The following is a 25,512-nucleotide window of genomic DNA, read 5'->3' as shown; positions in this document are numbered from 1 at the left end:
AGCGGTAAATCTATAAACTATCAACAGAAATATTAAACACATCTTTCAGCGCCTTTTTTGCCGACCAGTACCCGCACATACCATGCACCCCACCGCCCGGCGGCGTTGAAGCCGAACACAGGTAGATCCCATCGGCAGAAGTTTTATAAGGCGAATAACGCAAAGCAGGCCGTGTAAACAACTGCCGGATATCTATCACCCCGCCATTGATATCGCCGCCGATATAATTGGGGTTGTACTCTTCCATCTGCGCGGTATCCATGGTGTGTTTGGCCAGTATCCGCTCCTTAAAGCCCGGTGCAAAGCGTTCTATCTGGCTTTCTATAGCACCCGTCATGTTTTTGGTGGAGCCATTAGGCACGTGGCAATAGGCCCAGGCGGTATGCTTGCCCGCTGGTGCTCGGCTATCGTCATACAGGCTTTGCTGTGCCAAAAGCACAAATGGTTTTTCGGGGTGGATGCCGTCCCAGGTTTGCTGTTCAGATGCCCTGATCTCTTCAAAGGTGTTACCTATATGTACGGTACCGGCTCGGCGGCAGCCCTCGGCCACAAATGGTATGGCATCATCCAGCGCCCAGTCTATTTTGTAAACGCCCATGCCGTAGCGGTAGCGTTCCAACTGCCATTTGTAAATGGCGGAGAGCTTATGCCCGGCTATCTGCAATAATTGCTTTGGCGAAATATCAAACAGCACCGCATGTGCCGATGGCAGTTGATCCAATGATCTTACATATACACCGGTTTCTATCTTGCCCCCTATCGAGGTGAAATAAGCGGCCAGCGCGTTGGCTATACTATGCGAGCCGCCCTTTGGGATGGGCCAGCCCTTTAAATGCCCGGCCGCCATCAGTACCAAGGCAATTGCCGAGGTGGCGGTATAGGTAAGCGGCTGCATGGAATGTGCCGCCATGCCTGCCAGCAATGCCCGCGCTTCGGTGGTTTTAAATTTTTGTGTTAAAAAAGTGGCGGGGGGCAATGCTTTCAGCCCAAAGCCTGCCATGGTAAACGGATGCTTGGGGAAATGCAAAGGACCTAATACGTCGCTGTCTATCTGCGGCCAGGCTTCGGTAACCCACGACATGAGTTCGCTATAGCGGTGTTCATCGTTACCCAGTAATCGGGCCGTATCGGCAACACTGCCTTTTAAAACGGCGGCGGTGCCATTGTCCAACGGATGCGCGGCATCTATATCGGGGTAAATATAATTTAATCCAAATTGAGCCAGCGGTAAGTTCTTAAAAAACGGCGATGCCGCGGCCAGTGGGTGGATGGCCGAGCAGATATCGTGCTTAAAGCCGGGCAATGTTAGTTCTGCAGAGCGAAGTCCTCCCCCTATTTCGTCCTTTCCTTCCAGCAGTAAAACAGATAAGCCTTTTTGCTGCATCAGTATAGCTGCCGCAATCCCGTTTGGGCCCGAGCCTACCACTACCGCATCGTAATCCCGCTTCTCCAGCTTCATCCGGCAGTTTTAAAAGTCGGAGTATTCGGTAGGGTGTAAAAACACGATCTCGTTTTTTGATACGTTGTTTTTATATTGATCCTGTGCGGTCAGCGCTTTCCATTCTGGCGCTGCACCAAAGGCCTCCCAATGCTTGTCGCGGTCTTTCATATCGGCGTAGCAGGTCATGTACATCAGGTTGGGCATGTGGCTGCCGGCAACTACGCTGCCATAAAATACGGCATTGGAGTTTATCCTGTCGAACAGATCGGTTTCGCCGCTATCAAACATCTTAACTTTATTGTAGTGGTATTTTTCGGTAGGGCTTTCGTAGCTGCGCAGTTCGTAAACGCGGGCAGCGCGGTCGCCGGTTAGGGTTGGTGCTTTTGGCTCCAGCCGGGTAGAGAATGCCGAAAGTATCATGGTTTCGGTACGTGTGTAAGGTGGCGTCTTAGAGTCGGCGTTGATGTAATCTTTGCCCGTTGTTGCTTCATCGCCCAACGCGGCTATCTTCTGCCCGAAACCTTCTAAGGCTTTCCACGATTTAAAGGGGACGAAAACGTAGGTACGCCTGGCTGTATCACTTTCCTGCGTTTTAAACACGCCTATATTTTTAAAGCCCATTTTGTGCAGGGTGGGTAAATAATACTCTTTCAGGTAGGTATCTACGGTTTGCTGCTGTGCTTTATCCTTAAAGCGGTAAATTTTTATTTGGTAGTAATACCTGCTTGCTGCGGAGGCCGATTTGGCGAAAAAGGCTAAGCTAATAAACAAGATAGCCACACCCAAGTGGCGCAATAATTTGGTTTGGAATAACATGATGAGCATAATTAGTACCGGTAAAGTTATCTAAATAAAGCTATATCCGCTATCTTAAATTGCAGCTTTATTGGGTTCCCATTTTTCCAGCGCGTCCATAATCTCCTGCAGTTTGAGGGGTTTGCTCAGGTAATCGTTCATACCGGCTTGCAGGCACTCTTCGCGGTCTTCGGCCATGGCGTTGGCTGTCATGGCTACAATAACGGGCTGGTGCTCCATATTCTGGCGGATAAAGCGCGTAGCTTCCAGTCCATCCATTTCAGGCATCTGCACGTCCATCAGTATCATATCATACTTTTTGTTGATGAGCGCGTTAAGACATTCGTGCCCATTCTCTACAATATCGGGCTTATATCCCATTTTGTTGAGGATATATTTAGCCAACTTTTGGTTAATGGCGTTATCCTCAGCTATCAGGATATTGATAGGGTGAAGTTTAGCAAATTCCTCCGAGAATGGTGTTTTTACCGGTTGCACCTCACTCTTTACATCAATGTTCAGTTTTAATTGCTCAATAATATGCTTGTAAAGCACCTGGTGTTTGGTTGGCTTGGTTAAAGCAACGTTAAACAGGTCCTTGTTTTTTCTGCTTTGCTCGTTCCCCATGGAGGTGAGCAGAATGATGGGCAACGCCGGATCTATCTCGCGGATCTTACGGGCGAGCGTAATGCCATCCATTTCGGGCATGTTCATATCTGATATCACCAGGTCTACAGGCTCATCTGCGGTAAGGATAGATAGCGTGGCCGCGCCGGATTCTGCCATTACCGGGATAAGGTGCCATTGCTTAAGCTGTTCTTCCAGTATATCGCGGTTGGTCGGATTATCATCAACCACCAGGATACGCTTGTTTTCGATTTCTGCCACGTTAACGTGCACATAATTCCGCTGCGATTTTACGCCCGGCTTGGCGTGCATGTTAAACGAGAAGGTAGTGCCTTTACCCACTTCGCTTTGCACATCAATCTCGCCGCCCATCAGCGCAACCAGTTTTTCGCTTATAGCAAGCCCAAGCCCTGTGCCGCCATACTTGCGTGTGGTGCTCGAGTCTACCTGCGAAAAAGCCTTAAATAGCTTGTTGAGTTTGTTAGGCGGGATACCTATCCCCGTATCGCGAATCTCGAATAATAGTTCAAATCCGCTGTCTGTTGTGTTCTTAAGTTTTACGCAGATAAATATTTCACCTTTTGCTGTAAATTTCACCGCGTTACCCACCAGGTTGATCAGGATCTGACGCAACCGTAACGAATCGCCAATGATTTGCGATGGCACGTTATGATCCACCTGGTAAACCAGGTCGAGATTGATGCGGGCGGCTTTTTCGGCAAAAACATCCAGCACCGCCTCTATACAATCGCGCAGATCGAAGTCGTGTTCGTCCAACTCCATGTTGCCCGATTCTATTTTGGAAAAATCGAGAATATCGTTAATTACATTCAGCAACGAATCGCCGCAGGTCTTAATAGTTTCGGTGTACTCCTGCTGCTCGGAGTTTAGGGGGGTATTTGCAAGCAAAGTGGCCATACCCATTACCCCGTTCATAGGCGTGCGGATCTCATGGCTCATGGTAGCGAGGAATATACTCTTGGCACGATTGGCTTTTTCGGCATCTTCGCGCGCCTTTTCGGCCTCCTCGCGAAGCACCCGCTCATCCTTACTCATCTCTGCAAGGCGTTCCGTACGGTCGGCCACTTGTTTCTCCAAAATAGCTTTCTGGGCATTTATAGCCCCGATGCGGAGCCTGAATACGCCAAGTACTATCGCCACTACCAAAAACACCACCATGGTTTTAAACCACCAGGTTAACCAAAGCGGCGGCTCGGTGACAATCTTAAGCCCGCTGGTAACCGGCGACCATACCCCCGCCATATTTTGGTACTTCACCTTAAAGGTATAGGTGCCGGCGGGTAAGTTGGTATAGGTGGCACTATGCCGTGGCCCTACAAAATTCCATTCCTTATCAAAACCTTCCAATATATAGGCGTATTGCTTTTTGTCGGCCGAGGTAAAATCAAGCGCGGCAAACTCCAACGAAATAACCGATTGCTTGTAGTTAAGCGTAATGCTTTTAGCATCAGAGATATCTTCCTTAAGTGGCGACGGATCGCTGCTGTTTTTTGCAGGGGCTACCTTTTTATTGAACAGCTGGAATGAGGTGATCACCAGCGGCGAAAAGCCCTCCGGCTTTAAAATCTGCCCGGGCGAGAAAGCGTTAAAGCCGTTCACCCCGCCAAAATATAGCTTGCCCGAAGCACCTTTATAAGCCGAATGCGATTTAAATTCATCTTCCTGCAAGCCATCCTCTACCGAATAATTCTTAAACGTTCGTTTTGCAGGGTCAAATTCAGAAAGACCGTTGTTGGTGCTCACCCATAATTTGCTATCGTCGTCTTCGCGGGCAGCGTAGATAATATCGCTTGGCAGCCCGTCTTTTTTAGTAAACGCGGTAAAGTGCCTGGTAACCGGATCGAAAAGGTTAAGCCCCGTGAAAGTACTTATCCAGATGCTGCCGTTATGCCCTTCGTAAATATCGGGAACATTATCATCGCTGATGCTGTTGGTGTCTGCCCGGTGCTTAAAACGGGTGAACGACTTTGTTTTTTTATTGAACAGGTTTAATCCGCCGTCAAATGTGCCCACCCATAAATTACCGTGGCTATCCTCCAGTAACGAATATACCCTATCGCTGCTGATGCTGGTCGGGTCGGCAGCGTTATACTTATAGTTTTCAAACCGTTTGGTTTTTTTATCGTAGTGGCTCAGCCCGCCGCTATAGGTGCCTATCCAGGTAGTTTTATCTTTAGCGTGCGTTAGGGCGTAGATGTTGTTGCCTGGCAAACTGTTGGGGTTACCGGGCTGGTTTTTTATATTGGTAAACACATTGGTTTTAGGGTTAAAAATGCTAACACCATCGGCCCAGGTGCCCAGCCAGAAATCACCTTCGTAGTCCTGGTTAACGGTGAGCACAAAATTACCGGTGATGCTATTTTTACCCGGCTGCTGCACGTAATGCACTACGTTACCATTTTTATAATCAAACTTGTTCAAGCCGCCGCCATCGGTACCCGCCCATACGTTTTTATCCTGATCTTCGTACACAGCAAGTACAAAATCGTTGGAGAGGCTATTAGGCGATGAACTGTGCCTGTAGTGTGCAAAGCTTTCTGTACTGCGTTTAAACACGTTAATGCCGCCGCTGAACGCGCCCAACCACATATTGCCATGGTTATCTTTTAAAATGCTGTAAACCGTGTTGCCCGTGATGCTGTTCTTATCAATATCATCGTGCTTGTAGGTATAGAATTTGCCCGTTTCGGGGTTTAGGATGCAAAGGCCACCATTTTCGCTGCCTATCCACAGGTTTCTGTTCTCGTCCATGGCAAGGCTGTAAATGGTATTGCCCGCTATAGCGTTCTTCAGCTTCTCGTTGTAGGGGTAGCGAGTAAAAACGCCGGTATTCAAATCGAGTTTGTTGAGCGCGTTATTTAAGGTACCAACCCATAAACGGCGCATCTTATCCTCAAAGATGCATCTTATGCTGTTGCCCGATATAGAATTCGGGTTTGCAGCGCTATACCTGTGATGGATAAACGTTTGCGTTTTAGCGTCGAACAGATCCAGGCCACCTTCAACGGTGCCTACCCAAAGGCGTTTATCGGCCCCAACGAAAAGGCTGGTTACTTTGCTGTCGCTGATGCTGCGATCGTTCTTAGGATCGTGCCGGAAATGTTTAGTGAATTTATTTTTTTTGGTGTCGAGGTAATCCAGCCCGCCCTGGCTGCCCACCCAAACATTGCCGTGTTCATCTAAGGCCAGTTTCTTCAGGATATTATCCGCAAGTGAATTGGGGTCTTTATCGTTATGCAGAAATTTGGTGAACCGACCGGTGCGGCGGTCGAGTTTGTTGAGGCCGATGATGGTTGCCACCCAAATGTTCCCCTCTTTATCTTCGAGAATATCGGCAACCATACTGCTGCTCATGGAGGCAGAGTCTTGCGGATCGTGCTTGTAATAGCTAAAGCCGTAACCATCGTACTTACTAAGGCCGTCGCGGGTACCTACCCAAATAAAACCGCGGCTATCCTGTATAATGCACTCCACGTTTATTTGCGACAAGCCCTCGCGTTTACCCAAATGCTCAAACTTCATGCTTTGGTTTTGGCCGAAAGTATCCAGGGCAAAAAGCACGAAAAGGACAAGTATAGAATACTTAAACATTAATTTATTAGGGGATTAGGAACAATAAGTTTATTTGGTATGGTTATTTACACTTCTACGGAAGGAGGAGTAAATAGGTTCAAAATTTACAAAAAAGAAATCAATACTTAACACTTTTTCTTAAAAGAACAAGGATGGGGAGTGGTGAGTTGTGAATGGGGGGGGTGTGGGTGGTGAGTTATGAGTTATAAGTAGCTCATACCACATTATTGCCACCCCTGCACCAATGAACTATTGAACAGATGAACTAATGAACCAAAAAGAACAAATGAACTAAAAAGGTGTTATATCCACATGACGCCACACATAGCCACCGCCACCTTTGATGATGCCAGCCACGCCGAAGACGCCCACGAATACCTGCTTGGAAACGAATTTTTGGAAGAAGATATCGAACTGATCCCCGCCGCTAACGGCCCGCAAGTGATCATGAACATTAAAACCCAAACCTCCCGCCTGGCCCAGGAAGCCGTAGACGTGCTTCGGAACTATGGCGGAACGGGGATTAGTTATTATGAGGTGGGGTGATGGGGGCTAAAAGTATAGCAGTTTTTTTATATATCTTAACAGTAACATACAAACACAACTTCTATCTTGAACTATTGATAGCTACTGTTCGTTTTGCCGAACGATGACTTTGCTTTGAAATATTCTTACTGTTTTTACTAACGTTTGCTGGTTGGTATGACGTTAATCTTTTTTCTATTTCCGAGTCACTATATATAATTTCACCAAAATGTTTTAGCTGCGTAGTTTGAAAGTCATACAGGTTTTTCTTGTACAAATCCGTGATAAAATTCAATAATCTATCGGCAATCTTTAATTCGTATCTATCAGCATAATATAAAGTATTTACTATGCAAAGGCAGTAGTTTGGATTCTCTTTATACACGTAATCCAGCTTTTTATCTCTCAAAAATTTGACAAAATGCTTGGTGTAATAAAACTGCTTTTTATTTAAAGAATAAACTATTGAAGAAAAATTAAAAAACGCTGTATCAGGTATTTTTTTCTCCAAATTAAATTCAAATGTTTTTTGCGAATGCTGGAAAGCCCAAGTATCTTTTATAAACCATAAATCTAAGGGTCCAGAGGGAAATGATATTTTATATCCACCGAAGCTGTTTTTTTGAAAAGGCAGGTCTTTAAAACGTTCGGTAATATTAATCTCGTTTCCTAAAACGACATCCACATCTCGCTTTCTGTAAATTTTCAAAAAGTAATTTCGAATTATTCCACTAAAAATATACACATCAGTTTGCAAGTTTATCTCCATCAATTTTTCCATAATATCATCATGGAGCAATTGGTGAAGATATTGATAAAACGCTGGTCCTGATTTATCAATTAAAGTTCGTATATCAATTAATTTTTTGGCCACTTAATTTTTGAAAATGATTTAATGCGTATTGATCAGTCATCCCGCTGATAAAATCTACAATTACTCTTAACTTATAATATTTATTAAGACTATCAAAGTTACTAACGCCGTATTCTTTATAAGCAACCTTTTTTACGCTTTCTGAAATTAAGCCTACAGCTCGTTTTCTATAATCTTTACTTTCGTGAAAAGTAAATTTAATATAATAATCGAGCAAACCACTTAAAACAGAGTGCCCTGTTAATTCCAACGACTGGACTTCACGTTTCGGAAAAATCTCATTCACGCAAAAATCTTGCAGAGTATCGGCAAGTTTAAACTCATCATCATGTATTAATTCATGATTATATTTCCCTTCACAAATAATGGTTATATTTTTCATAAAGTTCGATACTGACAAATCTACGAGTCTTTTTATTAAATATATTCTCAAGTTCACAACCCGACCCAAAGGTGTTTGATATTTACTTTCCAATTTTAAAAATTGTTCTGTCATCCCTTGTAGTCCTACTAATTTACTTTTTATAAAATCATAAGTGTATAGACTTTTATTAAAACCGTCTTCAATATCCATAACCAAGTAACAAATTGAATCAGCGGCCTCCATCAAGTAAGCAAGTGGATGTCGAATTATCTTTGTGTTTTTATATAAGCCACACCCATCCGCAATTTCTTCCAAATAATTTTTTTCTGATTGAAACACTCCTCTTTTTTTCTGATATAAAAACTTCTTGTCTATTTTACCAGTATTTGGATACTTTATGTAAGCCGCCAATGAGGCATAAGTTAAATTCAATCCATAGATATCTTCCAACATCTGAAGCTTTGTTAACACTCTGAAGCCTTGAGCATTACCATCAAAAAGAGTAAAATCTTCTCTTTCGATTTCATTTAAACCAAAGGACTCTGTCTTAAATAATTTCTCGAAATATGTCTGTATAACGGTCTCTCCAAAGTGGCCAAATGGTGGATTTCCAATATCATGTACTAAACATGCATTTTTAAGTATGATTGGTATTTCCCTAATTAAGTCGCGCTGGTCAAGACCAAGTGATTTGATAAACTCGCTATTTTGACATATATTCAATCCTAAAGAATGCCCTATTGACATTACTTCTAAAGAGTGTGTAAGTCGAGAGTGAATGTTGTCGTCCGAAGTCAATGGAAACACTTGTGTCTTATCGTGCATTCTTCTGGTTGCAGGGCTAAAAATGACCCTTCCAAAATCGCTTTCAAATTCATTTCGTGGATCCAATTCTCTTTCTCTATCAGAAGTACGAAGTCGATTTGCGTTTAAATACTTTTTCCAGTTCATAATGTGATATTTAGGTTTTGTGAAAATTAAAAAAAATAAACTACAACATCAGTAACCAACCAAATTAAACTTAAATTACAGTGGCGATTACTTGATAATTATCGCTCTAAAATGATTTTTATTGTTTCGCTTTCTACCCAATCCCCCGCGTTAGGGATTGAAAGGGTTTAGCCCATCGGGCCGGAGCGCAGCGCAGCCCTGCAAAGCCCGGGCCGCAGGCAACGCCCTAATTGGTGAGTGGTTGATTGGGTAGGTGGTTAGTGGTTCGACAGGCTCACCATGACAATCGCTTACCGCATGGTGGTTATAGCATGGTGGCGATTAGATGCTTCGCTGCGCTCAAGCATGACAAGGCGGTTATTGCATGGTGGTGATTAGATGCTTCGCTGCGCTCGAGCATGACAAGAGTGGTTATTGCATGATGGCTAACCCACGCCGCCTTCGCGCTCTTGCCCGCCCCTCCGAGGAGGGGAACTTTAGCTGCATTATCGCGTTGCCGCTAACCCACCCCTGCCTTTGCGCGCTTGACCAGCATGCGCCCACAGGGCGTAATAGCCCATGAGAAAACCATGTTTATTAAATGGCGTTCACGGTTTCCTAATAAAATATTTGGCATTTATGGTGGCACTATTATGGGGGGAAATGTGTTAACCCTGTTATTTTTTAACATATTGATTATCAAATATTTAAAAAACAATTTTCGAAATTGTGTTAACTTTTGTTAACCCTCGCGCCGCATGGGAAAGCGGTTTTTAAGGCGTTGTAGTGGCCGCATGGTGGCTAACCCACCCCTGCCTTCGCGCTCTTGCCCGCAGCACCTCCTCCGGAGAGGGGATTAAAATATTACCCATAAAAAAGCCGGCTTACTTTCGTGGCCGGCTTTGTATTTTATGTGGGTTGCAGAAGGTGTTACAGCTCTCTTACCCAAATGTTGCGGAAGCTAAGTGGTTCGCTTTTGTCGCCGTGGGCCTGCAGCTTTATTGGGGCCGGACCATGAGCGGAACGGTAGCCTGGTGCGCCGATGTATTGGGTTGGGCCAAGCAGTTCGATGTTGTTCTCTACCAGTACGCCGTTAAATAAAACGGTTACACGGGCAGGGGTTTTTACTTTGTCGCCATCGAAGGTTGGGGCGGTCCAAATTACGTCGTAAACGTTCCATACGCCGGGGGCCTTGGTTGGGTTTGCCAACGGGATGAATTGCTTGTAAATGCTGCCGGCCATACCGTTTACGTAGGTTTTGTTATTGTAGGAGTCTAACACCTGCAATTCGTAACCCAGGTCGCCTTTGCCTATGGAGGCTAAGAAAATGCCACTATTGCCGCGTGCCTGGCCGGTACCGCTGATGTTTGCAGGCACCTTCCACTCAATGTGTAACTGGTAGTTACCGAACTTCTTTTTTGTTTCGATATTGCCCGTGGATTTGTTAACGGTCAGGATATCGTCCTTCACGTCCCACTTGGCAGGTGTGCCGCTGGCAACGTCTACCCATTCGTCGAGATTCTTCCCGTCGAACAAAATGATAGCGTCTGATGGTGCGTCGCTGGTGGTTTTACCTGCGGTTACTACCTTTGGTACGGGTTCCCACTTTTCGGTATCCTCGGGTTTTGCCCCCTGCTGCGCGTTGGCTGCAAAAAAGCTTGCAGAAAGCAGCGCGGTGAATATTAGTTGATGTTTCATATTTTATGAATTATTGGTTCGAATGGAATACTAAACAGCAAGCAGGCCTTTGATGTATTTGCTGCTTTGCGCAATGCTTTGGTATGGGTCGATATTGGTAAAGTTCTCCTGCTCCACAATAAAATGTTTGATGCCCGCCTTTTTAGCCTGCCCAAGGATGCTTTTAAAGTCGATAGTGCCGTTACCAATTTCGGTGTTCAGCTCATGGTTGGTTTTATCCATATCCTTGATGTGTACAAAAGTGAAACGGCCCGGATGTTTCTTGAAAATATCTAAAGGGTTGTAACCCGCGCGAACCACCCAGTACAGGTCCATCTCCATGTTCACCAATTTAGGATCGGTTTCGTTCAGGATGGTATCGTAAAAGGTTGTGCCTTCGGTTTCTTTCCACTCAAAATTGTGGTTATGGTAGCCCAGTTTTAACCCTTTTGGTTTCAGGATCTCGGCAATCTTGTTCATTTTTTCGGCAACCGCTTTAAAATCGGCTACTGTTTTAATAAACTCGTGGTTGATGCTTGGGATAATGATATACGTTTGGCCGGTTATCAGCGCAGCCTCTATGTAGCTGTTCAGCTGATCCATTTTACCTGTACCGAAGTATTCATCCAAACCGTAGTGCCCGCTTGGGGTGGTTAAGCCGTTTGCCTTTAGTAAAGCGCTAAATTCTTTGGCGCTTAAACCCCAAAAACCGCCTTGCTTAGAGTAGCCGAAAGTTTCTACTTCCGAGTATCCTGCTTTAGCGATGTTGGCAATTACGCCTTTTACATCTTTAGGCAACTGATCGCGCAAGCTGTATAACTGAAGCCCAACGCCCGGTTTGCCTTTTGCCGATAATAATTGGGGGGCAAGCATGATGGCGGCCGAAGCAACGCCCGCCTGTACTAAAAAATTTCTCCTGGTTGTCATGTATCTTGTTTATAATTCGAACTTTGACGCTGTAAACCCCTGAAGGTTTAAACGTCGCAGATGTGTACTGCCTTCTTAAGCGAGGCCAGTTTGTCTTTTTGTTTCGGTATAAATTCCTGCGCCACAAAGCCTTTGTGCCCGGTTTCTAATATCGCCTTCATAATGGCGGGATAGTAAAGCTCCTGCGTATCGTCTATCTCGTTACGGCCAGGTACACCACCTGTGTGGTAGTGGTTTATGTACTGGTGGTAAGCGCGGATATTGCGGATCACATCGCCCTCATCAATTTGCATGTGGTAAATATCAAACAGCAGTTTAAAGTGTTCGCTGCCCAGCCTTTTGCAAAGCTCAGCACCCCACTCTACCCTATCGCACTGGTAATCTTTGTGGTCAATTTTGCTGTTAAGCAGTTCCATCACTAATACAATACCGTGCTTTTCGGCAAGCGCTACCATAGGTTTAAGCCCTTCCACACAGTTGTTCCATCCCTCCTCGTCGGTTTTACCGCGACGGCTGCCACTAAAGCAAATAAGGTTCTTATAACCGGCTTCGGCTACTTTGGGTATCATTTCGGTGTAGCGCTTATGCAGTTCGGCATGGTAAACTTTATCGCCAAAACCATCGGTCAGGTTTATTTCGGCACCGTTACACATGCTGGAAAACAGTCCGTATTTTTTTAGGGTGGGCCAATCTTTGGGACCAACCAGGTCGATACCTTTTATGCCGATTTCCTTGGCGGCTTTGCAAAGGTCCTCTACGCTGAAATCGCTATAGCACCACTGGCAAACGGCGTGGTTAATGTTTCCTTTCAATTTATCGTCCATAGGCTCGTTTTCGGCGGCTTTAAAAGATGATAATATACCCGATGCGCCAATAGCGGCGCTACCGGCTATAAGGCCTTTGATGGCCGTTCTCCTGTTTTGGTTTGTTGCCATAGGTTATACTTCTAAGCGGCCTTTCGGCTCGCCGTCAATTTCTAAAGAAGGATTGGTTTGGATCTGGTTCTTATCTTTAAAGAAAATGAGGAACACCAGCAACACTACCGCTGCTATGCCGCCCGGGATCAACCAGATGGTTGTCCAGTTATGCGTGGTTGGAGATGTTTGCCATTTATCAACTATCGGGCCCGAGATGTAAGAGCCGATAAGCATACCCACACCGTAAGTAGCAAGTGTTATAAAGCCCTGCGCGGCGCTTTTAAACTTCTCCCCTGCCAGGTTATCTGTATAGATCTGACCTGTTACAAAGAAGAAATCGTAGCAAACGCCATGCAATACAATGCCTGTGATGAGCATCCAGTAGTTACTGCCCACATCGCCATAGGCGAAAAACACGTAACGTAATACCCAGGCCAGCATGCCTATCGCAAGCATCTTTTTAACACCCAGCCGTACAAAGAACAACGGCATCAAAGCCATAAATGCAAGCTCCGACCATTGACCAAATGATTGAATGAACGCGGCTTTCTTCATCCCCATTTCGTTAAGGAACGGGTTGGTAAAGTTGTAGTAAAATGCAAGCGGCACGCAAATAGCTATAGAAGCGAGAAAAAACACCAGGTAAGAGGAATTCTTCAACAACCCGATAGCATCAAGACCCAGGATATCGCTCATACTCGATTTCTGTCCTTTTTTAGCAGGTGGCGTTGAAGGCAGAGAGAAACTTAGCAAACCTAATATTAAGGATGCGACAGCTGCCATCTTGAAGGTTAAAACCAATGTGTTATTTGCCTCCCAACCAAGCCAGCCTATTACGGTACCGGCAACTATCCAACCGAAGGTGCCTAACACCCTGATAGGTGGAAACTCCTTGCTTGGGTTAGTCATCTGTTTAAACGATACGGAGTTTACAAGTGCCAGGGTTGGCATGTAAACGATCATGTAAGCAAAAATAACCGGCAAAAACGCGTTAAAGTTTGGAATGGTAGTGATGTAAAACAATAGCGCAGCACCCGTTAAGTGCAAAACACCCAATACTTTTTGGGCGGAGAAGTAACGATCAGCAATTAAGCCGATGATAAATGGCGCTATAATGGCACCCCACGATTGGCTTGAATAAGCAGTCGCGTTTTCTGTTCCGCTCGCGCCCAGCGTTTTACCAAGGTACGTTCCCATTGTTACAAACCATGCGCCCCAGATAAAAAACTGGAGGAACATCATGGCTGATAACTTAACGCGTGTAGTTACGGTCATAATTTATGTGTTTAAATACTTAGTTCTTCGAGCCGGTTAAACCTTATTTTACTGATAAAATGTATTTCACCATTTCCTTAGCATCCGCCAAAGAAATTGCCGGGTGCGGGCTCATGGCAATATCGCCCCAGTTGCCGCTGCCGCCTGCTATTACTTTCTTAGCTAATTTTTCTTCATCAGCAGCAGTATATTTTTTGGCGATATCTGCAAACGCAGGGCCTACAATTTTTTGGTGCTCTTTATGGCAAGTGGTGCAATCGCTGCCGGCTATAAGCGTAGCGCCTTTGCCCGGGGTCGCTGCAGCAGCAGCAGGCTCTGTACCTATTTTAGTTGCAGAGGTATCTACGTTTGGTTGCGCCGCTGTGGCTGTTTGGTTAGTTGCTGTTGTTGAGGTGTCGCCACCTTCTGCTTCGCCCGGTTTTGAGCCGCCACACGCTGCTATTACTAAACTGATGCCTAAAACGATAAAAACTTTTTTCATGGGGTAATATATTAGTGTGTTTTGAATGCCGAAAAATACAATTTTTAACTTATAATAAATATTTAATTTAAACTGCAACCTCGGGTATTATTACTGCTTTCTTGCGGCCGCGCATGTAAAATACAAGGCCAGCAAATGCTACTATCAGTGCTATTGGTATAACTAATGTTGCTTGTAATACCTTTACGCCTGCCAGGGTATTATCGCCATTGGCTTCTTTTACAATTTGATCGTAGTACGAGCCCATGAACATGGTGTAAATAGATACCGCAAACATACCGGCGCCGCCCATCAAATTCAAGCCTAACGCGCCCGATTTTGGGATATTGGTATTTACAAAGCCCAGCATCATTGGCCAGAAGAAGCAAACACCCATACCAAATACGATGGCTGCAAAGAAGATAGAATTGCCTGTGAAAGTACTTAGCATGTAAATGCCGGCAGCTGCCAATATGGTTGATATCAGCAACACTACCTGTGGTTCTACCAGTTTTAAAATTGGTTTGGCAAATGCGCGGCCAACTACCATGATACCAGTCTCCAAAGTTAACAACAGCAATGCGTTATCGCTTACATTCTTCAGCAATACATCGATCCATTGGCCGGTGAATAACTCGGTGATACCAGTGCCCAGCATACAGATAAACATAAAAATGAAAAGTGGACTAAGCACTGCCTTGTACATGCTGCCTGTGCTTACGCCCGATGCAACGCGTTCGGTTACCGGGAAATCTAATTTGGAGAACAGGAAGCCGTAAATTGCGGTTGGGATAAGCATGGTTGCAACCTGGATCTGCCAGCTTAGGTTTAGTTTGGTTAACAGCATTACAATGAGTGTACCAATAACAATACCGCCGGGGAACCATAGGTGAAAGTGGCTCAGCTTGGTTGTTTTCTCCTCGGTATAAAGCGAAGTTACCAGTGGGTTACAAGCTGCTTCTACAGTACCGTTGGCTAAGCCAATAAGAAGGGTAGATATAAACAAGCTCCAAAACCCGGTGGCAAATATGGTTAAGAGGATACCTGCCACGTGAAATAAAAATGCCATTACTAGCAGCCTTTTCATGCCGATGATATCTACTATAACCCCGCCTATTACCACGGCTAATGGGAAACCCCAGAATGCTGTTGCGGTGATAGTGCCCAGTTGTGCTTTATCAAGATTAAAATCTACCCCAAGCTTATTTAAGATACCCGCGCGGATACCGAAAGATAGTGAGGTTACCAACAAAGCAAGGCAGCTTGCCCTAAAGAGTTGCGTACGGTTAATAGTAGTAGTGGCCATTTTATAATTAGGTTTTTTGGTTTGGTTGTTAAAATTCTTCTCTATTAGCTAAGGCCGATAAGCTCACGGTTAAAAGCTTCGTCGGAGCCCGATACGGCAAAATCGTCAAAAGTGCGGTCGGTAACGCGGATGATGTGATCCTTAATAAACTGTGCGCCTTCTCTCGCACCATCTTCCGGATGTTTTAATGCACATTCCCACTCCAGTACCGCCCATCCGGTATAATCGTATTGGGTTAATTTGCTGAATATCGCCTTAAAATCTACCTGTCCGTCGCCCAGTGAGCGGAAACGGCCTGCGCGATTGATCCAGTCCTGGTAGCCGCCGTAAACACCCTGCCTGCCGGTAGGGTTAAATTCGGCATCCTTTACGTGGAACATTTTTATACGCTCGTGGTAAATGTCAATATACTCCAGGTAATCCAGGCATTGCAGCACAAAGTGCGATGGATCGTAAAGTAAACAGGCACGTTTGTGGTTGTTCACTTTCTCCAAAAACATTTCGTAGGTGATACCATCGTGCAGGTCTTCGCCCGGGTGTACTTCGTAACAAAGATCGATGCCATTCTCGTCAAAAACGTTCAGGATAGGTTCCCAGCGTTTGGCAAGCTCGGTAAAAGCGGTATCTACCAGCCCTGCGGGGCGTTGCGGCCATGGGTAAACCGTTTGCCATATCAGCGCGCCGCTAAACGTAACGTGCGCGTTAAGACCCAGGTTTTGCGATGCTTTTGCAGCGTATTTCAATTGCTGCACCGCCCATTTCTGCCTTTGGGCCGGGTTGTTCTTCACAGCATCCGGCGCAAAAGCGTCGAACAGCGAATCGTAGGCCGGGTTAACGGCAACCAGCTGGCCCTGTAAATGGGTAGATAGTTCAGTAATTTCTAAACCGGCGGCGTTTACGATGCCTTTTATTTCATCGGCATAGGTTTTACTTTCGGCTGCTTTTTGCAGGTCGATAAAACGCGCGTCGTTTGTTGGTAACTGTACGCCTTTGTAACCCAGCCCCGCCGCCCATTTACAGATGGAGCTTAGATCGTTAAACGGCGCTTCGTTGCCTATAAACTGCGCTAAAAATATTGCCGGCCCTTTTATAGTGTTCATGTGTTTTGTTAGATAACGTAATCAGTCCATTTTTGGTCGCTGTTGTTTGATGCAACCACATTATTAATAAATGCCATACCACGGATCCCGTCTTCGATGCCCGGGAAATCCAGCCATTCTGCCTTCGGCTCCACGCCTTCTATTTTAGCGCTTAATGCCAAAGCAAAGTTGCGGTACAAGTTGCCGAATGCCTCCAGGTAACCTTCAGGATGCCCCCCAGGTGTGCGGCAGTTGTGCGTAGCGTAGCTAGATAACCTATCGGTATAGCCGCTGCCCGCGCGTAAGATCTGCGCCGGTTTGTCGGTCCATTTTACAATTAGGGTATTGGGTTCCTGCTGTTGCCATTCCAGGCCGCCGTTTTCGCAATAAACGCGTATTTTAAGGGCGTTCTCTTCACCAGCCGCAATTTGCGAGGCGGTTAAAGTGCCGGTAACGTTATCTTCAAATCTTAATAATACAGCACCGTCATCATCCAGCATACGGCCATCCACCACAATGTTGAGGGAAGCATTTAACTGGGTGATCTTTTTGCCGGAGATATATTCGGCCAGGTGCGCGGCGTGGGTGCCAATATCGCCCATGCAACCGCTTTTACCCGATTTTGTTGGATCTGTACGCCATGATGCCTGTGCATTACCTTCGCGCTCTGATAAGCGGCTCAGCCAGCCTTGTATATACTCTACATATATTTTGCGCACTTTGCCAAGCGAGCCTGCTTTAATAAATGCTTTTGCCTCTTTTACCATTGGGTAACCCGCGTAGGTATGAGTAAGCAGCAGCATCAGGCCTGCTTCTTCTACCTTAGCTTTCAGCTTTTGGGCTTCTTCCAGGGTGAAGGTTACCGGTTTTTCTACTACCACGTTAAAACCGTTTTCTAATGCCGCCATCGCAGGTGCAAAGTGGGCAAAGTTTGGGGTAACAATGGTTACAAAATCCATGCGTTTATCGGCAGGCATTTGTGCTTCTGCTTTAAACAACTCATCGAAATTGTTGTAGATACGGTCCTCATCCAGGAAAAGGATCCGGCCGCTTTCCTGTGCTATTTCGGGGTTAACACTAAGTGCGCCGCAAACCAGTTCTATCTGGCCATCCATATTAGCGGCAATACGGTGTATAGCGCCAATAAAGGCATCTTTACCACCGCCGATCATGCCCATGCGCAGTTTTCTTTTACTCATAATATTGTAGATAAGCTCTGTTTAAACCACCGGCAGGTTGACGCCGGGATGGCTTAAAAGTATTAAATTTTGCTGAAAATAAAGGCAAGCCCGCTATAAATCTCCCCTAAAAGAGTCGACTTTATTTAAAAGCCTGTAACCCCCTCTGTTAGAGGAAATTTTATAAAAAGGCCCTCCCTTTTGGGGAGGGCTTGATAGGTTTTTTTTGACTACTATGACAGTGCCCAGGCGCGGTCCCCTTTTTTGTAAGGGTAATCGCCAACGTATTTACCCGGTACCGGCACATAGCGTAATGCTTTTGTAGCACCCACTTCAGATGTGAAGTAACCCAGCAGGGTTAACTGTTTCATCATGGTGAAGTAGTGGTTAGGGATATCCGCACCTTTGTAGTCCTTCTCGTCTTTGTGTTTGAGCTTGTCGGCATCAATATCCGCGCCTCTTTTCTTAGCGTAGTCTTTAGCCTCTTTATCAAGCTCGGTTAAAAGTTCGGTACGCTGGGCAGCAGTTGCCTCCATAAATTTCTTGCTGAATTTTTTGCTGCTTGCCTCGTCCAGTTTACCTATACCCTCTTGAAACACCTTTTGATCGGCCTCGGTGTAGCAATCTCTTACCATCACCGCCATAAATGCACCTACTTTTGCGGCTTTAGCACCCGGGGTGCTGGTTTCCGGCAAAATGGTTTCGCCCACCTCATCTAAAAAGGCGGTAGTTTCGGGCTTAGCCAGGTCTGCTGTGTTTACAGTGCTTCCAGATTTACAGCCCGACATAAAGAACTCAGCGCCGATGATGGTTCCCCCAAGGATCAAACCAACCCGGCCTAATGCGTCTCTTCTGTTCATTTTATTTTGAATTAAATGCGTTTAATTTTCTTATTGATAACCGTTTGGCAATTAAGCTTTCAGGTCGAAACCTTCGCGGTAGTTACGTTTAACATACTGGTTCACTTCATCAAAGTTGGTCACCTTCATGGCATCGTTATCCCAAAGCAATTTAATGCTGCCACCTTTTAATTCGTGACCGCGCACTGCAAGGTTAGCCATCAGCAACGCTTCGGTAAGCGGGCCTGCTACTTCAAACGGCGAGCTTACTTCTTGTTTACCGTAACCGGCTAAACAAGCTTCAACCCATTGTTTATAGTGGCCGCTTGCGCCTCCCGGTACACGGGCATATTTTTGCTTGGCTTTAACATTTTCCATGCGGCTTTTTGGCAGCAATGTAGCGGCATCAGAATAGGTGCTGGCAAACATTTTACCTTTTGTACCAATAAACAGTGTACCATTGCCTTCTTCGCCACCCCATTTATCGCCTGCACCTAATTCTTCAGGCCTTTCGGGTTGTATACCGCCGTCCATCCAGTGGAGGGTAACATCGCCTTTAGTTTTCTCGGTTTTAGGGAAAGTAAGCGTAATATGGCTCGATGGAGGGCAGCTTTCAGGGAAGTGGCCTTGTTTAAATTCATCAACATAAACACTACCCACGCTTGCCTGTACATCTTTTGCGTAGCGAATGCCCAACACGCGGAAAGGCGCCTCTACAAGGTGGCAGCCCATATCGCCGAGGGCGCCGGTGCCGTAATCCCACCAGCCGCGCCAGTTAAACGGTACCAATTTATCTACGTAATCTTTTTTAGGTGCAGTGCCTAACCAAAGGTTCCAGTCCAGTTCGGCAGGGATGTTGGTGCTTGGCGCGGGCCATTTAATACCTTGCGGCCAAACCGGGCGGTTTGTCCAGCAGTAAACGGTATGCACATCGCCTATCAGTTTGGCATCGTACCATTCCGACATCAGGCGGGTCCCATCGTTAGATGCGCCCTGGTTGCCCATTTGCGTAACTACTTTGAATTTTTGTGCTGCGGCCGTCAATAAGCGTGCTTCCCAAATATCATGAGTTAAGGGTTTTTGCACGTAAACGTGTTTACCCATTTCCATAGCATGGTATGCGATGATAGCGTGGTTATGATCTGGCGTGGAAACAGATACGGCATCAAAGTTTTTTGATTCCTTATCGTACATTTCTCTCCAGTCCTTATAATATTTTGCTTTAGGGAACGCTGCTCTTGATTTTGCCGCGCGGCGGTCATCCACATCGCAAAGGAACGCGATGTTGGCCTTGCCGCTTTTAGCGAACGCCGCAATATCGCTTTCACCTTTACCACCGGCACCAACGCCTGCAACATTCAACATATCGCTTGGCGCTGTGTAGCCCTTACCGCCCAAAACAAAACGCGGCACAATCATAAAACCGGCTGCCGCCAGGGAAGTGTTCTTGATAAAATCCCGCCTGGATGCTCCGGCAGCGGGGGTTTCTTCTTTCTTCTCAGTCATTTTGATAGTTTTTATTGATTAAAGAGTGCCTTTTTTAAGTTGGTCTACCGCATAGTCTGCTGCACGTGCAGTAAGCGCCATGTAGGTAAGCGACGGATTTTGGCAAGCGGACGAGGCCATAGCTGCACCATCCGTAACAAATACGTTCTTGGCATCCCAAACCTGGTTCCACTCGTTCAGTACCGATGTTTTTGGATCGCGGCCCATACGTGCCGTGCCCATCTCGTGGATACCACGGCCAAGTATACCATCACTGGTGTATCCTTTTACATCTTTTACGCCCGCTTTGGTCAGCATTTCTACCGCATCGTTCATCATATCTACACGCATCTTTTTCTCGTTCTCTTTCACCTCAACGTCGAACGCTAAAATAGGAAGGCCCCATTTATCTTTCTTGGTTTTATCAAGCGTAATCTTATTATCGTGATACGGCAAAGTTTCGCCGAAACCGCCCATACCAAAGCCCCATGAGCCCGGTTCAGACAGCGCGTCTTTAAAGCCTGCACCAATACTCATTTCGGCAATGTCGCGGCTCCAGTTGCTGCGGCTACCGCTACCCTGGTAACCAAAACCACGAATGTAATCGCGTTTTTCGCCATTTAAGTTACGGTAACGTGGTATGTAAATACCATTTGCCCTGCGGCCAAAGTAATATTTATCTTCAAAACCTTCTATTCTGCCGCCTGCACCAACACCTAAGTGGTGATCCATTACGTTGTGCCCAAGCTCGCCGCTGCTGCTGCCTAAGCCGCCTTCCCACACATCGGTTGCAGAGTTCATTAACACCCAGGCGCTGTTTAATGCCGACGCGTTAACAAATATAACTTTTGCGTAGTATTCGTAAGTTTTGTTGGTTTCGGCATCAATGATCTCTACGCCTTTTGCTTTTTTGGTATCCTTATCATAAAGGATACGGGTTACTATAGACCATGGGCGAACGGTTAAGTTGCCGGTTGCCATAGCTGCCGGCAACGTAGCCGACTGTGTGCTGAAATATGCGCCAAACGGACAGCCTAACCAGCATTTGTTGCGGTACTGGCAGTTGGTACGGTTGTTATGCGGAACAGTAATATTAGCTGTACGGCCAATTACAAAGTGGCGCGAATCTTTATAGAAATCCTTAAAACGTTTCTGAACATCTTTCTCAACAATGTTCATATCCATCGGCGGCATAAAATCGCCATCCGGAAGGATAGGTACGCCATCGCGGTTACCTGATATACCTGCAAATTTCTCTGCATAGCTGTACCATTTTTCAAGGTCTTTATAACGGATAGGCCAGTCTACACCTACGCCATCTTTAGCATTTGCTTCAAAATCTGTTTCGTGCCAGCGGTACGATTGACGGCCCCACATCAGCGAGCGGCCACCTACGTGGTACCCACGGAACCAGTCGAAACGCTTAATTTCGGTGTAAGGGCTTTCTTTTTCGTCAACCCAATAATCCAAATTTGTTTCGTTCAAAGGGTAATCCCGCTTTAAAACCGGGTAATCCTCAATCATTTTTTGGGTACGGCCGCCACGGTGTTCGAACTCCCAGGGGCCTTTATTCGCATTCACGTAATCCTTAATGTGCTCGATATTTCTACCGCGCTCCAACATGATGGTTTTTAACCCCTTCTCGCTCAGTTCCTTTGCAGCCCAGCCGCCAGATATCCCTGAACCAATGACTATAGCGTCATAAGTGTTTGTAGACATAATATTACTGCGTTAAATAAATTTGTTTAGTATTGGTTACCTCGCCTAATGTAGGCATAATAATTATTTTTCAAATATTTTTTCATTGTGTTTTTTATACACATTAAGCCCAGCCCTCCCCCCCAACCCCCTGAAGGGCGAGCTTTTGAAACGCTTAAAGCCGTTTCTTACTTCTGTTCCCCCTTCAGGGGGTTGGGGGGCTATTTCTTCGATTCACTAACCGCGTGGTCAACCGCGCGTGCCGCGAAGGCCATGTAGGTTAACGATGGGTTTTGGCATGAGGTTGAGGTCATGCTGGCACCATCGGTTACGTATACGTTTTGGCAGGCGTGCAGGCGATGCCATTTATCAAGCATCGATGTTTTTGGGTCGTTACCCATACGTACGCCACCCATTTCGTGGATGTCCAGGCCCGGTGCCCGGTTATCGGTTGATGCCTTAATATTGGTGAACCCGGCGGAGGTGAACATCTCTGTCATCTGCTCCACGTAATCCTTCTTCATTTTGGCATCGTTGTCGTCATACTCCACAGCAATTTTTAACAGCGGGATCCCCCACTGATCTTTCTGGCTTTTATCCAGCGCTACGTAGTTGCTTTTCTTCGGGATGGTTTCGCCCATCATGTGCGAGCCAACTTTCCAGCCGCTTAGGCTATCGTTCACTAAATTCTTTTTCAGATCCTCGCCAACACCGTCACTGCTGGTCTCGCGGTAACGGTAGGCGCTAAAGCCTGCCGCGTAGCCACGTAAAAAATCGGTTTCCTGTTTGTACACGTTGCGGAAACGCGGAATGTAGCCACCGCCTGCCGGGTTACGGCCATCGGTTGTCCATTCTTTATCTCCATCCCACTCGGCATTTATATGTGCCGAATAATTATGGAAGGCTACGTATTTGCCAAGTGTACCGCTATCGTTACCCAAGCCGTTAGGGAAACGGCTTGAAGTAGAGTTTAATAACACCAGGTTACTGTTTAATGCCGCCGCGTTTAAAAAGATCACATCGGCATAATATTCTATAGCTTCCTTAGTGTTGGTGTCGATAACGCGCACACCGGTTGCCTTGCCCAACTTTTCATCATACATAATGGATTCTACCACCGAGAATGGCCGTAACGTTACATGCCCCGACTTTAAAGCCCATGGAATAGTAGATGAGTTGGCACTGAAGTAGCCGCCGAAGGGGCAGCCGCGCTGGCAAAGGGTCCGTTTTTGGCACTGCGCCCTCCCCTGGTCGAAATGGATCTGGTTGGGTTTTGATAAGTGGGCGCAGCGCGCGCTGATGACGTGCCTGTTTTGGTAATGTTGTTTTACGTGTTTGCTGAAACGCTGCTCAACAGCATTCAGCGGGAAGGCGGGTAAAAACTCGCCATCGGGCAGTTCGGCAATACCATCGAGGTTGCCGGAGATGCCCGCGAATTTTTCTATATGGCTGTACCACGGCGCAATATCTTTATAACGGATAGGCCAATCCACCGCGAAACCATCGCGTGCGGGACCGTCAAAGTCAAAATCGCTCCAACGCTGGGTTTGCCTCGCCCAAAGCAGCGATTTACCGCCCACCTGGTACCCGCGAATCCAGTCGAAAGGTTTTTCCTGTACATAAGGGTGCTCCTTATCTTTCACAAAAAAATGCATAGCATCTTCGCCAAAGGCATAACAGCGGTTTACAATGGGGTTTGCTTCGCGAATTTCGGCAGTTACCTGACCGTGGTGCGCAAACTCCCATGGGTACATATTGGTGGTGGGATAATCTTTATTGTGCTTTACATCGCGACCACGCTCCAGCACTAAAGTTTTAAGGCCCTTATCGCCCAGTTCTTTGGCAGCCCAGCCACCGCTCATGCCCGAGCCTATTACAATGGCATCAAACGTGCGCTCGCTTTTACTATCTATATTAAAATTAGCCATGTTATACTGCCGCTTTCTTTTTTACCGGGAACATGGCATTATACCTGCCCGGTACCAATTCATAAATTATTTGCTCGGTCATAAAGTATTTGGAGGTGGTGTACCCAAATACTGTTTGGCCTTTCACCGTCCAATAAAAACCGGTCGCTTTTGCGTCCTTATCTTTATTGTTGGGGTCTTTACTTTGTTTCTCTATATCGTTAGCAAAAGCGGTGCGCTCTGCTGCGGTTAATTCGTTGAAAGATTTGCCGTATTTTTTATCCACTACATCGCCAAACTCTTTTAAACCGGCCATAAACTCGTCCTGCCCTTTTTGATCGAAACAGTCGTCTATCATTTTAAATACGAAGAGATTTATGCCAAGGTCTTTGGCACCGGGGGTATTGGTTTTGGGGAGGATGGTTTCGGCAAGGTTGCTTACCAGGTTTTCCTGTTCGCCATTAAGCTTAAGGTATTTTAGCTCCACCACAGGTTTGCCTTTATTATCATGAAGGCAAGAAGGCAAAACAGCCGCGCTGCCCAGGATCAAAGCCATGTTACGGATCGCTATCCGCCTGTTCATTTGATAGTTCAAAGTTCTGAATAATTTAGTTTATGCATACATAACGGGATATTGTGCTCAAACAATATCCCGTTATTAGTAAATGAAGCTGAAAGGTATGCTTTAAAGCATTAATAACCCCATTTTTTCATGGTTTGTAAATCAATTTTTACAGAGTTGAGCGGATCCATGCCCTGGTACGACTCCTGCTCAATGATCAGTAACGAGGTGCCGCCTGTTTTTTTGGCTTCTTTAAGTACATCTTTCACCGGCAACACGCCCAGACCCAACACGCAGCTTTCGTAACCGGTGCCTTCGTTGGGGTATTCGGCACTTTTTATTTCATCTTTCACGTGCATCGATTCAAAGCGGCCCGGATATTTTTTGATGATAGAGATGGCATCGTTCTCGCGGCCATACATATTGCCGATATCCAACTGCTGGGCAACCAAAGCCTGATCTGTATGCTGCATAATGTAATCGAACAGGCGCATATTCCCTACCATAGTGGTAAATTCAAAATCGTGATTGTGGTAACCAAACTTCATCCCCGATTTTTGGCACAGCTCGCCGCTTTTGTTAAATTGCTCCATGGTGCGGTCAAGCGCGGATTTGTCTGTCCGCACGGCTGTATCCATCCATGGGCTTATTACATACTTTTGGCCTAAAACTGCTGCGTCTTCCACTGTCCATTTCCAGGCGTCGGTAAAATCATTTTTGGCAGCATCCCAATGCTGAGTGGTCATAACGGTATGGCCGCTTGGCATCATCAGCCCAAGATCGTCCAGTATTTTTCTAAATTCCTTAGCGGTATACCCATAAAATTTACGGTTTACATAGTTGGCGTGTTCTACATGCACATAACCCATATCGGCCAGTTTTTTTAACACCCCGGCTGGGTCTGTCTTCATGGCATCGCGTACCGAATACAGCTGCAAGCCTACGCGCTGTATTTTTTTCGGCTCGGCGGCGAACACGTTATCGGGCAATAAAGCCGCGGCGGTTACGGCCATGGCGCTGTTTTTTAAGAAACTTCTGCGGGATGCATTCAT

The 25,512-nt window shown here is 46.1% G+C and carries 20 protein-coding genes; 1 reads left to right on the top strand and 19 read right to left on the bottom strand.

The window, feature by feature from the left end; genetic code table 11:
• Nucleotides 1-10: 10 nt before the first annotated feature.
• The 3 genes from EPL05_RS06245 to EPL05_RS06235 are packed head-to-tail and all read right to left on the bottom strand — an operon-like array spanning nucleotide 11 to nucleotide 6,475.
• Complete coding sequence (locus tag EPL05_RS06245; RefSeq protein ID WP_128533104.1) at nucleotides 11-1,459, bottom strand: phytoene desaturase family protein; 1,449 nt, start codon at nucleotides 1,457-1,459, stop codon at nucleotides 11-13.
• 9 nt (nucleotides 1,460-1,468) lie between these two features.
• Nucleotides 1,469-2,257 carry an NIPSNAP family protein gene (locus EPL05_RS06240; RefSeq protein WP_128533103.1) on the bottom strand — a complete coding sequence of 263 codons (789 nt, stop codon included), beginning with the start codon at nucleotides 2,255-2,257 and terminating at the stop codon, nucleotides 1,469-1,471.
• 54 nt (nucleotides 2,258-2,311) lie between these two features.
• Nucleotides 2,312-6,475: a hybrid sensor histidine kinase/response regulator gene (locus EPL05_RS06235; RefSeq protein ID WP_128533102.1), complete on the bottom strand. Its 4,164-nt coding sequence runs from the start codon at nucleotides 6,473-6,475 to the stop codon at nucleotides 2,312-2,314.
• Nucleotides 6,476-6,769: 294 nt separating this feature from the next.
• Here EPL05_RS06235 and EPL05_RS06230 point away from each other — a divergent pair, with 294 nt between their 5' ends.
• Nucleotides 6,770-7,003, top strand: a complete 234-nt coding sequence (locus EPL05_RS06230; protein WP_128533101.1) for a hypothetical protein — start codon at nucleotides 6,770-6,772, stop codon at nucleotides 7,001-7,003.
• Nucleotides 7,004-7,064: 61 nt separating this feature from the next.
• On the opposite strand, the gene EPL05_RS06225 is transcribed toward EPL05_RS06230, so the two are convergent.
• The 16 genes from EPL05_RS06225 to EPL05_RS06150 all read right to left on the bottom strand — a co-directional run bounded on the left by EPL05_RS06225 (nucleotide 7,065) and on the right by EPL05_RS06150 (nucleotide 25,512).
• Entirely contained in the window at nucleotides 7,065-7,856 is a 792-nt protein-coding gene (locus tag EPL05_RS06225; protein ID WP_128533100.1) for a hypothetical protein, read from the bottom strand.
• Nucleotides 7,837-9,171, bottom strand: coding sequence for a dGTP triphosphohydrolase (dgt, locus tag EPL05_RS06220; RefSeq protein WP_128533099.1), 1,335 nt, complete (start codon nucleotides 9,169-9,171; stop codon nucleotides 7,837-7,839). Before dgt ends, EPL05_RS06225 begins: the two co-directional genes overlap by 20 nt.
• A 909-nt stretch (nucleotides 9,172-10,080) precedes the next feature.
• Complete coding sequence (locus EPL05_RS06215) at nucleotides 10,081-10,848, bottom strand: 3-keto-disaccharide hydrolase (protein ID WP_128533098.1); 768 nt, start codon at nucleotides 10,846-10,848, stop codon at nucleotides 10,081-10,083.
• 30 nt (nucleotides 10,849-10,878) lie between these two features.
• On the bottom strand, nucleotides 10,879-11,754 hold the full coding sequence (locus tag EPL05_RS06210; RefSeq protein ID WP_128533097.1) for a sugar phosphate isomerase/epimerase family protein: 876 nt from the start codon (nucleotides 11,752-11,754) through the stop codon (nucleotides 10,879-10,881).
• Nucleotides 11,755-11,801: 47 nt separating this feature from the next.
• Nucleotides 11,802-12,689, bottom strand: a complete 888-nt coding sequence (locus EPL05_RS06205; protein WP_128533096.1) for a hydroxypyruvate isomerase family protein — start codon at nucleotides 12,687-12,689, stop codon at nucleotides 11,802-11,804.
• A 3-nt stretch (nucleotides 12,690-12,692) separates the two neighbouring features.
• Nucleotides 12,693-13,946: a nucleoside permease gene (locus tag EPL05_RS06200; RefSeq protein ID WP_128533095.1), complete on the bottom strand. Its 1,254-nt coding sequence runs from the start codon at nucleotides 13,944-13,946 to the stop codon at nucleotides 12,693-12,695.
• 43 nt (nucleotides 13,947-13,989) lie between these two features.
• Entirely contained in the window at nucleotides 13,990-14,427 is a 438-nt protein-coding gene (locus EPL05_RS06195; RefSeq protein ID WP_128533094.1) for a c-type cytochrome, read from the bottom strand.
• Nucleotides 14,428-14,494: 67 nt separating this feature from the next.
• Nucleotides 14,495-15,712: an MFS transporter gene (locus EPL05_RS06190; RefSeq protein WP_128533093.1), complete on the bottom strand. Its 1,218-nt coding sequence runs from the start codon at nucleotides 15,710-15,712 to the stop codon at nucleotides 14,495-14,497.
• A gap of 44 nt (nucleotides 15,713-15,756) precedes the next feature.
• A complete protein-coding gene (locus tag EPL05_RS06185) occupies nucleotides 15,757-16,812 on the bottom strand; it encodes a sugar phosphate isomerase/epimerase family protein (protein WP_128533092.1) in 1,056 nt (351 codons plus the stop codon).
• Between the two features lie 8 nt (nucleotides 16,813-16,820).
• Nucleotides 16,821-17,990, bottom strand: coding sequence for a Gfo/Idh/MocA family protein (locus EPL05_RS06180; RefSeq protein ID WP_208394687.1), 1,170 nt, complete (start codon nucleotides 17,988-17,990; stop codon nucleotides 16,821-16,823).
• A 212-nt stretch (nucleotides 17,991-18,202) separates the two neighbouring features.
• Nucleotides 18,203-18,829: a gluconate 2-dehydrogenase subunit 3 family protein gene (locus EPL05_RS06175; protein ID WP_128533091.1), complete on the bottom strand. Its 627-nt coding sequence runs from the start codon at nucleotides 18,827-18,829 to the stop codon at nucleotides 18,203-18,205.
• A gap of 51 nt (nucleotides 18,830-18,880) precedes the next feature.
• Nucleotides 18,881-20,314 carry a Gfo/Idh/MocA family protein gene (locus EPL05_RS06170; RefSeq protein WP_128533090.1) on the bottom strand — a complete coding sequence of 478 codons (1,434 nt, stop codon included), beginning with the start codon at nucleotides 20,312-20,314 and terminating at the stop codon, nucleotides 18,881-18,883.
• 18 nt (nucleotides 20,315-20,332) lie between these two features.
• Complete coding sequence (locus EPL05_RS06165; RefSeq protein ID WP_128533089.1) at nucleotides 20,333-22,012, bottom strand: GMC oxidoreductase; 1,680 nt, start codon at nucleotides 22,010-22,012, stop codon at nucleotides 20,333-20,335.
• 200 nt (nucleotides 22,013-22,212) lie between these two features.
• A complete protein-coding gene (locus EPL05_RS06160; RefSeq protein ID WP_128533088.1) occupies nucleotides 22,213-23,919 on the bottom strand; it encodes a GMC oxidoreductase in 1,707 nt (568 codons plus the stop codon).
• 1 nt (nucleotide 23,920) lies between these two features.
• Complete coding sequence (locus EPL05_RS06155) at nucleotides 23,921-24,493, bottom strand: gluconate 2-dehydrogenase subunit 3 family protein (RefSeq protein WP_128533087.1); 573 nt, start codon at nucleotides 24,491-24,493, stop codon at nucleotides 23,921-23,923.
• A gap of 98 nt (nucleotides 24,494-24,591) precedes the next feature.
• The gene (locus EPL05_RS06150) at nucleotides 24,592-25,512 is read right to left on the bottom strand and encodes a TIM barrel protein (RefSeq protein ID WP_128533086.1); all 921 of its coding nucleotides are present in this window, start codon (nucleotides 25,510-25,512) and stop codon (nucleotides 24,592-24,594) included.

The organism is Mucilaginibacter gilvus (assembly GCF_004054195.1).
GTDB lineage: Bacteria > Bacteroidota > Bacteroidia > Sphingobacteriales > Sphingobacteriaceae > Mucilaginibacter > Mucilaginibacter gilvus.
The sequence above is the reverse complement of the archived record's forward strand: the minus strand, read 5'-3'. Positions and strand labels throughout refer to the sequence as shown.

What these genes read in the sequence shown, in the direction of transcription:
- dgt (WP_128533099.1), bottom strand. Translation starts at nt 9,171, where the DNA reads ATGAACTGGAAAAAGTATTTAAACGCAAATCGACTTCGTACTTCTGAT.
- EPL05_RS06240 (WP_128533103.1), bottom strand. Translation starts at nt 2,257, where the DNA reads ATGTTATTCCAAACCAAATTATTGCGCCACTTGGGTGTGGCTATCTTG.
- EPL05_RS06175 (WP_128533091.1), bottom strand. Translation starts at nt 18,829, where the DNA reads ATGAACAGAAGAGACGCATTAGGCCGGGTTGGTTTGATCCTTGGGGGA.
- EPL05_RS06190 (WP_128533093.1), bottom strand. Translation starts at nt 15,712, where the DNA reads ATGGCCACTACTACTATTAACCGTACGCAACTCTTTAGGGCAAGCTGC.
- EPL05_RS06210 (WP_128533097.1), bottom strand. Translation starts at nt 11,754, where the DNA reads ATGACAACCAGGAGAAATTTTTTAGTACAGGCGGGCGTTGCTTCGGCC.
- EPL05_RS06205 (WP_128533096.1), bottom strand. Translation starts at nt 12,689, where the DNA reads ATGGCAACAAACCAAAACAGGAGAACGGCCATCAAAGGCCTTATAGCC.
- EPL05_RS06245 (WP_128533104.1), bottom strand. Translation starts at nt 1,459, where the DNA reads ATGAAGCTGGAGAAGCGGGATTACGATGCGGTAGTGGTAGGCTCGGGC.
- EPL05_RS06180 (WP_208394687.1), bottom strand. Translation starts at nt 17,990, where the DNA reads ATGAGTAAAAGAAAACTGCGCATGGGCATGATCGGCGGTGGTAAAGAT.
- EPL05_RS06165 (WP_128533089.1), bottom strand. Translation starts at nt 22,012, where the DNA reads ATGTCTACAAACACTTATGACGCTATAGTCATTGGTTCAGGGATATCT.
- EPL05_RS06235 (WP_128533102.1), bottom strand. Translation starts at nt 6,475, where the DNA reads ATGTTTAAGTATTCTATACTTGTCCTTTTCGTGCTTTTTGCCCTGGAT.
- EPL05_RS06230 (WP_128533101.1), top strand. Translation starts at nt 6,770, where the DNA reads ATGACGCCACACATAGCCACCGCCACCTTTGATGATGCCAGCCACGCC.
- EPL05_RS06195 (WP_128533094.1), bottom strand. Translation starts at nt 14,427, where the DNA reads ATGAAAAAAGTTTTTATCGTTTTAGGCATCAGTTTAGTAATAGCAGCG.
- EPL05_RS06185 (WP_128533092.1), bottom strand. Translation starts at nt 16,812, where the DNA reads ATGAACACTATAAAAGGGCCGGCAATATTTTTAGCGCAGTTTATAGGC.
- EPL05_RS06150 (WP_128533086.1), bottom strand. Translation starts at nt 25,512, where the DNA reads ATGAATGCATCCCGCAGAAGTTTCTTAAAAAACAGCGCCATGGCCGTA.
- EPL05_RS06170 (WP_128533090.1), bottom strand. Translation starts at nt 20,314, where the DNA reads ATGACTGAGAAGAAAGAAGAAACCCCCGCTGCCGGAGCATCCAGGCGG.
- EPL05_RS06215 (WP_128533098.1), bottom strand. Translation starts at nt 10,848, where the DNA reads ATGAAACATCAACTAATATTCACCGCGCTGCTTTCTGCAAGCTTTTTT.
- EPL05_RS06160 (WP_128533088.1), bottom strand. Translation starts at nt 23,919, where the DNA reads ATGGCTAATTTTAATATAGATAGTAAAAGCGAGCGCACGTTTGATGCC.
- EPL05_RS06200 (WP_128533095.1), bottom strand. Translation starts at nt 13,946, where the DNA reads ATGACCGTAACTACACGCGTTAAGTTATCAGCCATGATGTTCCTCCAG.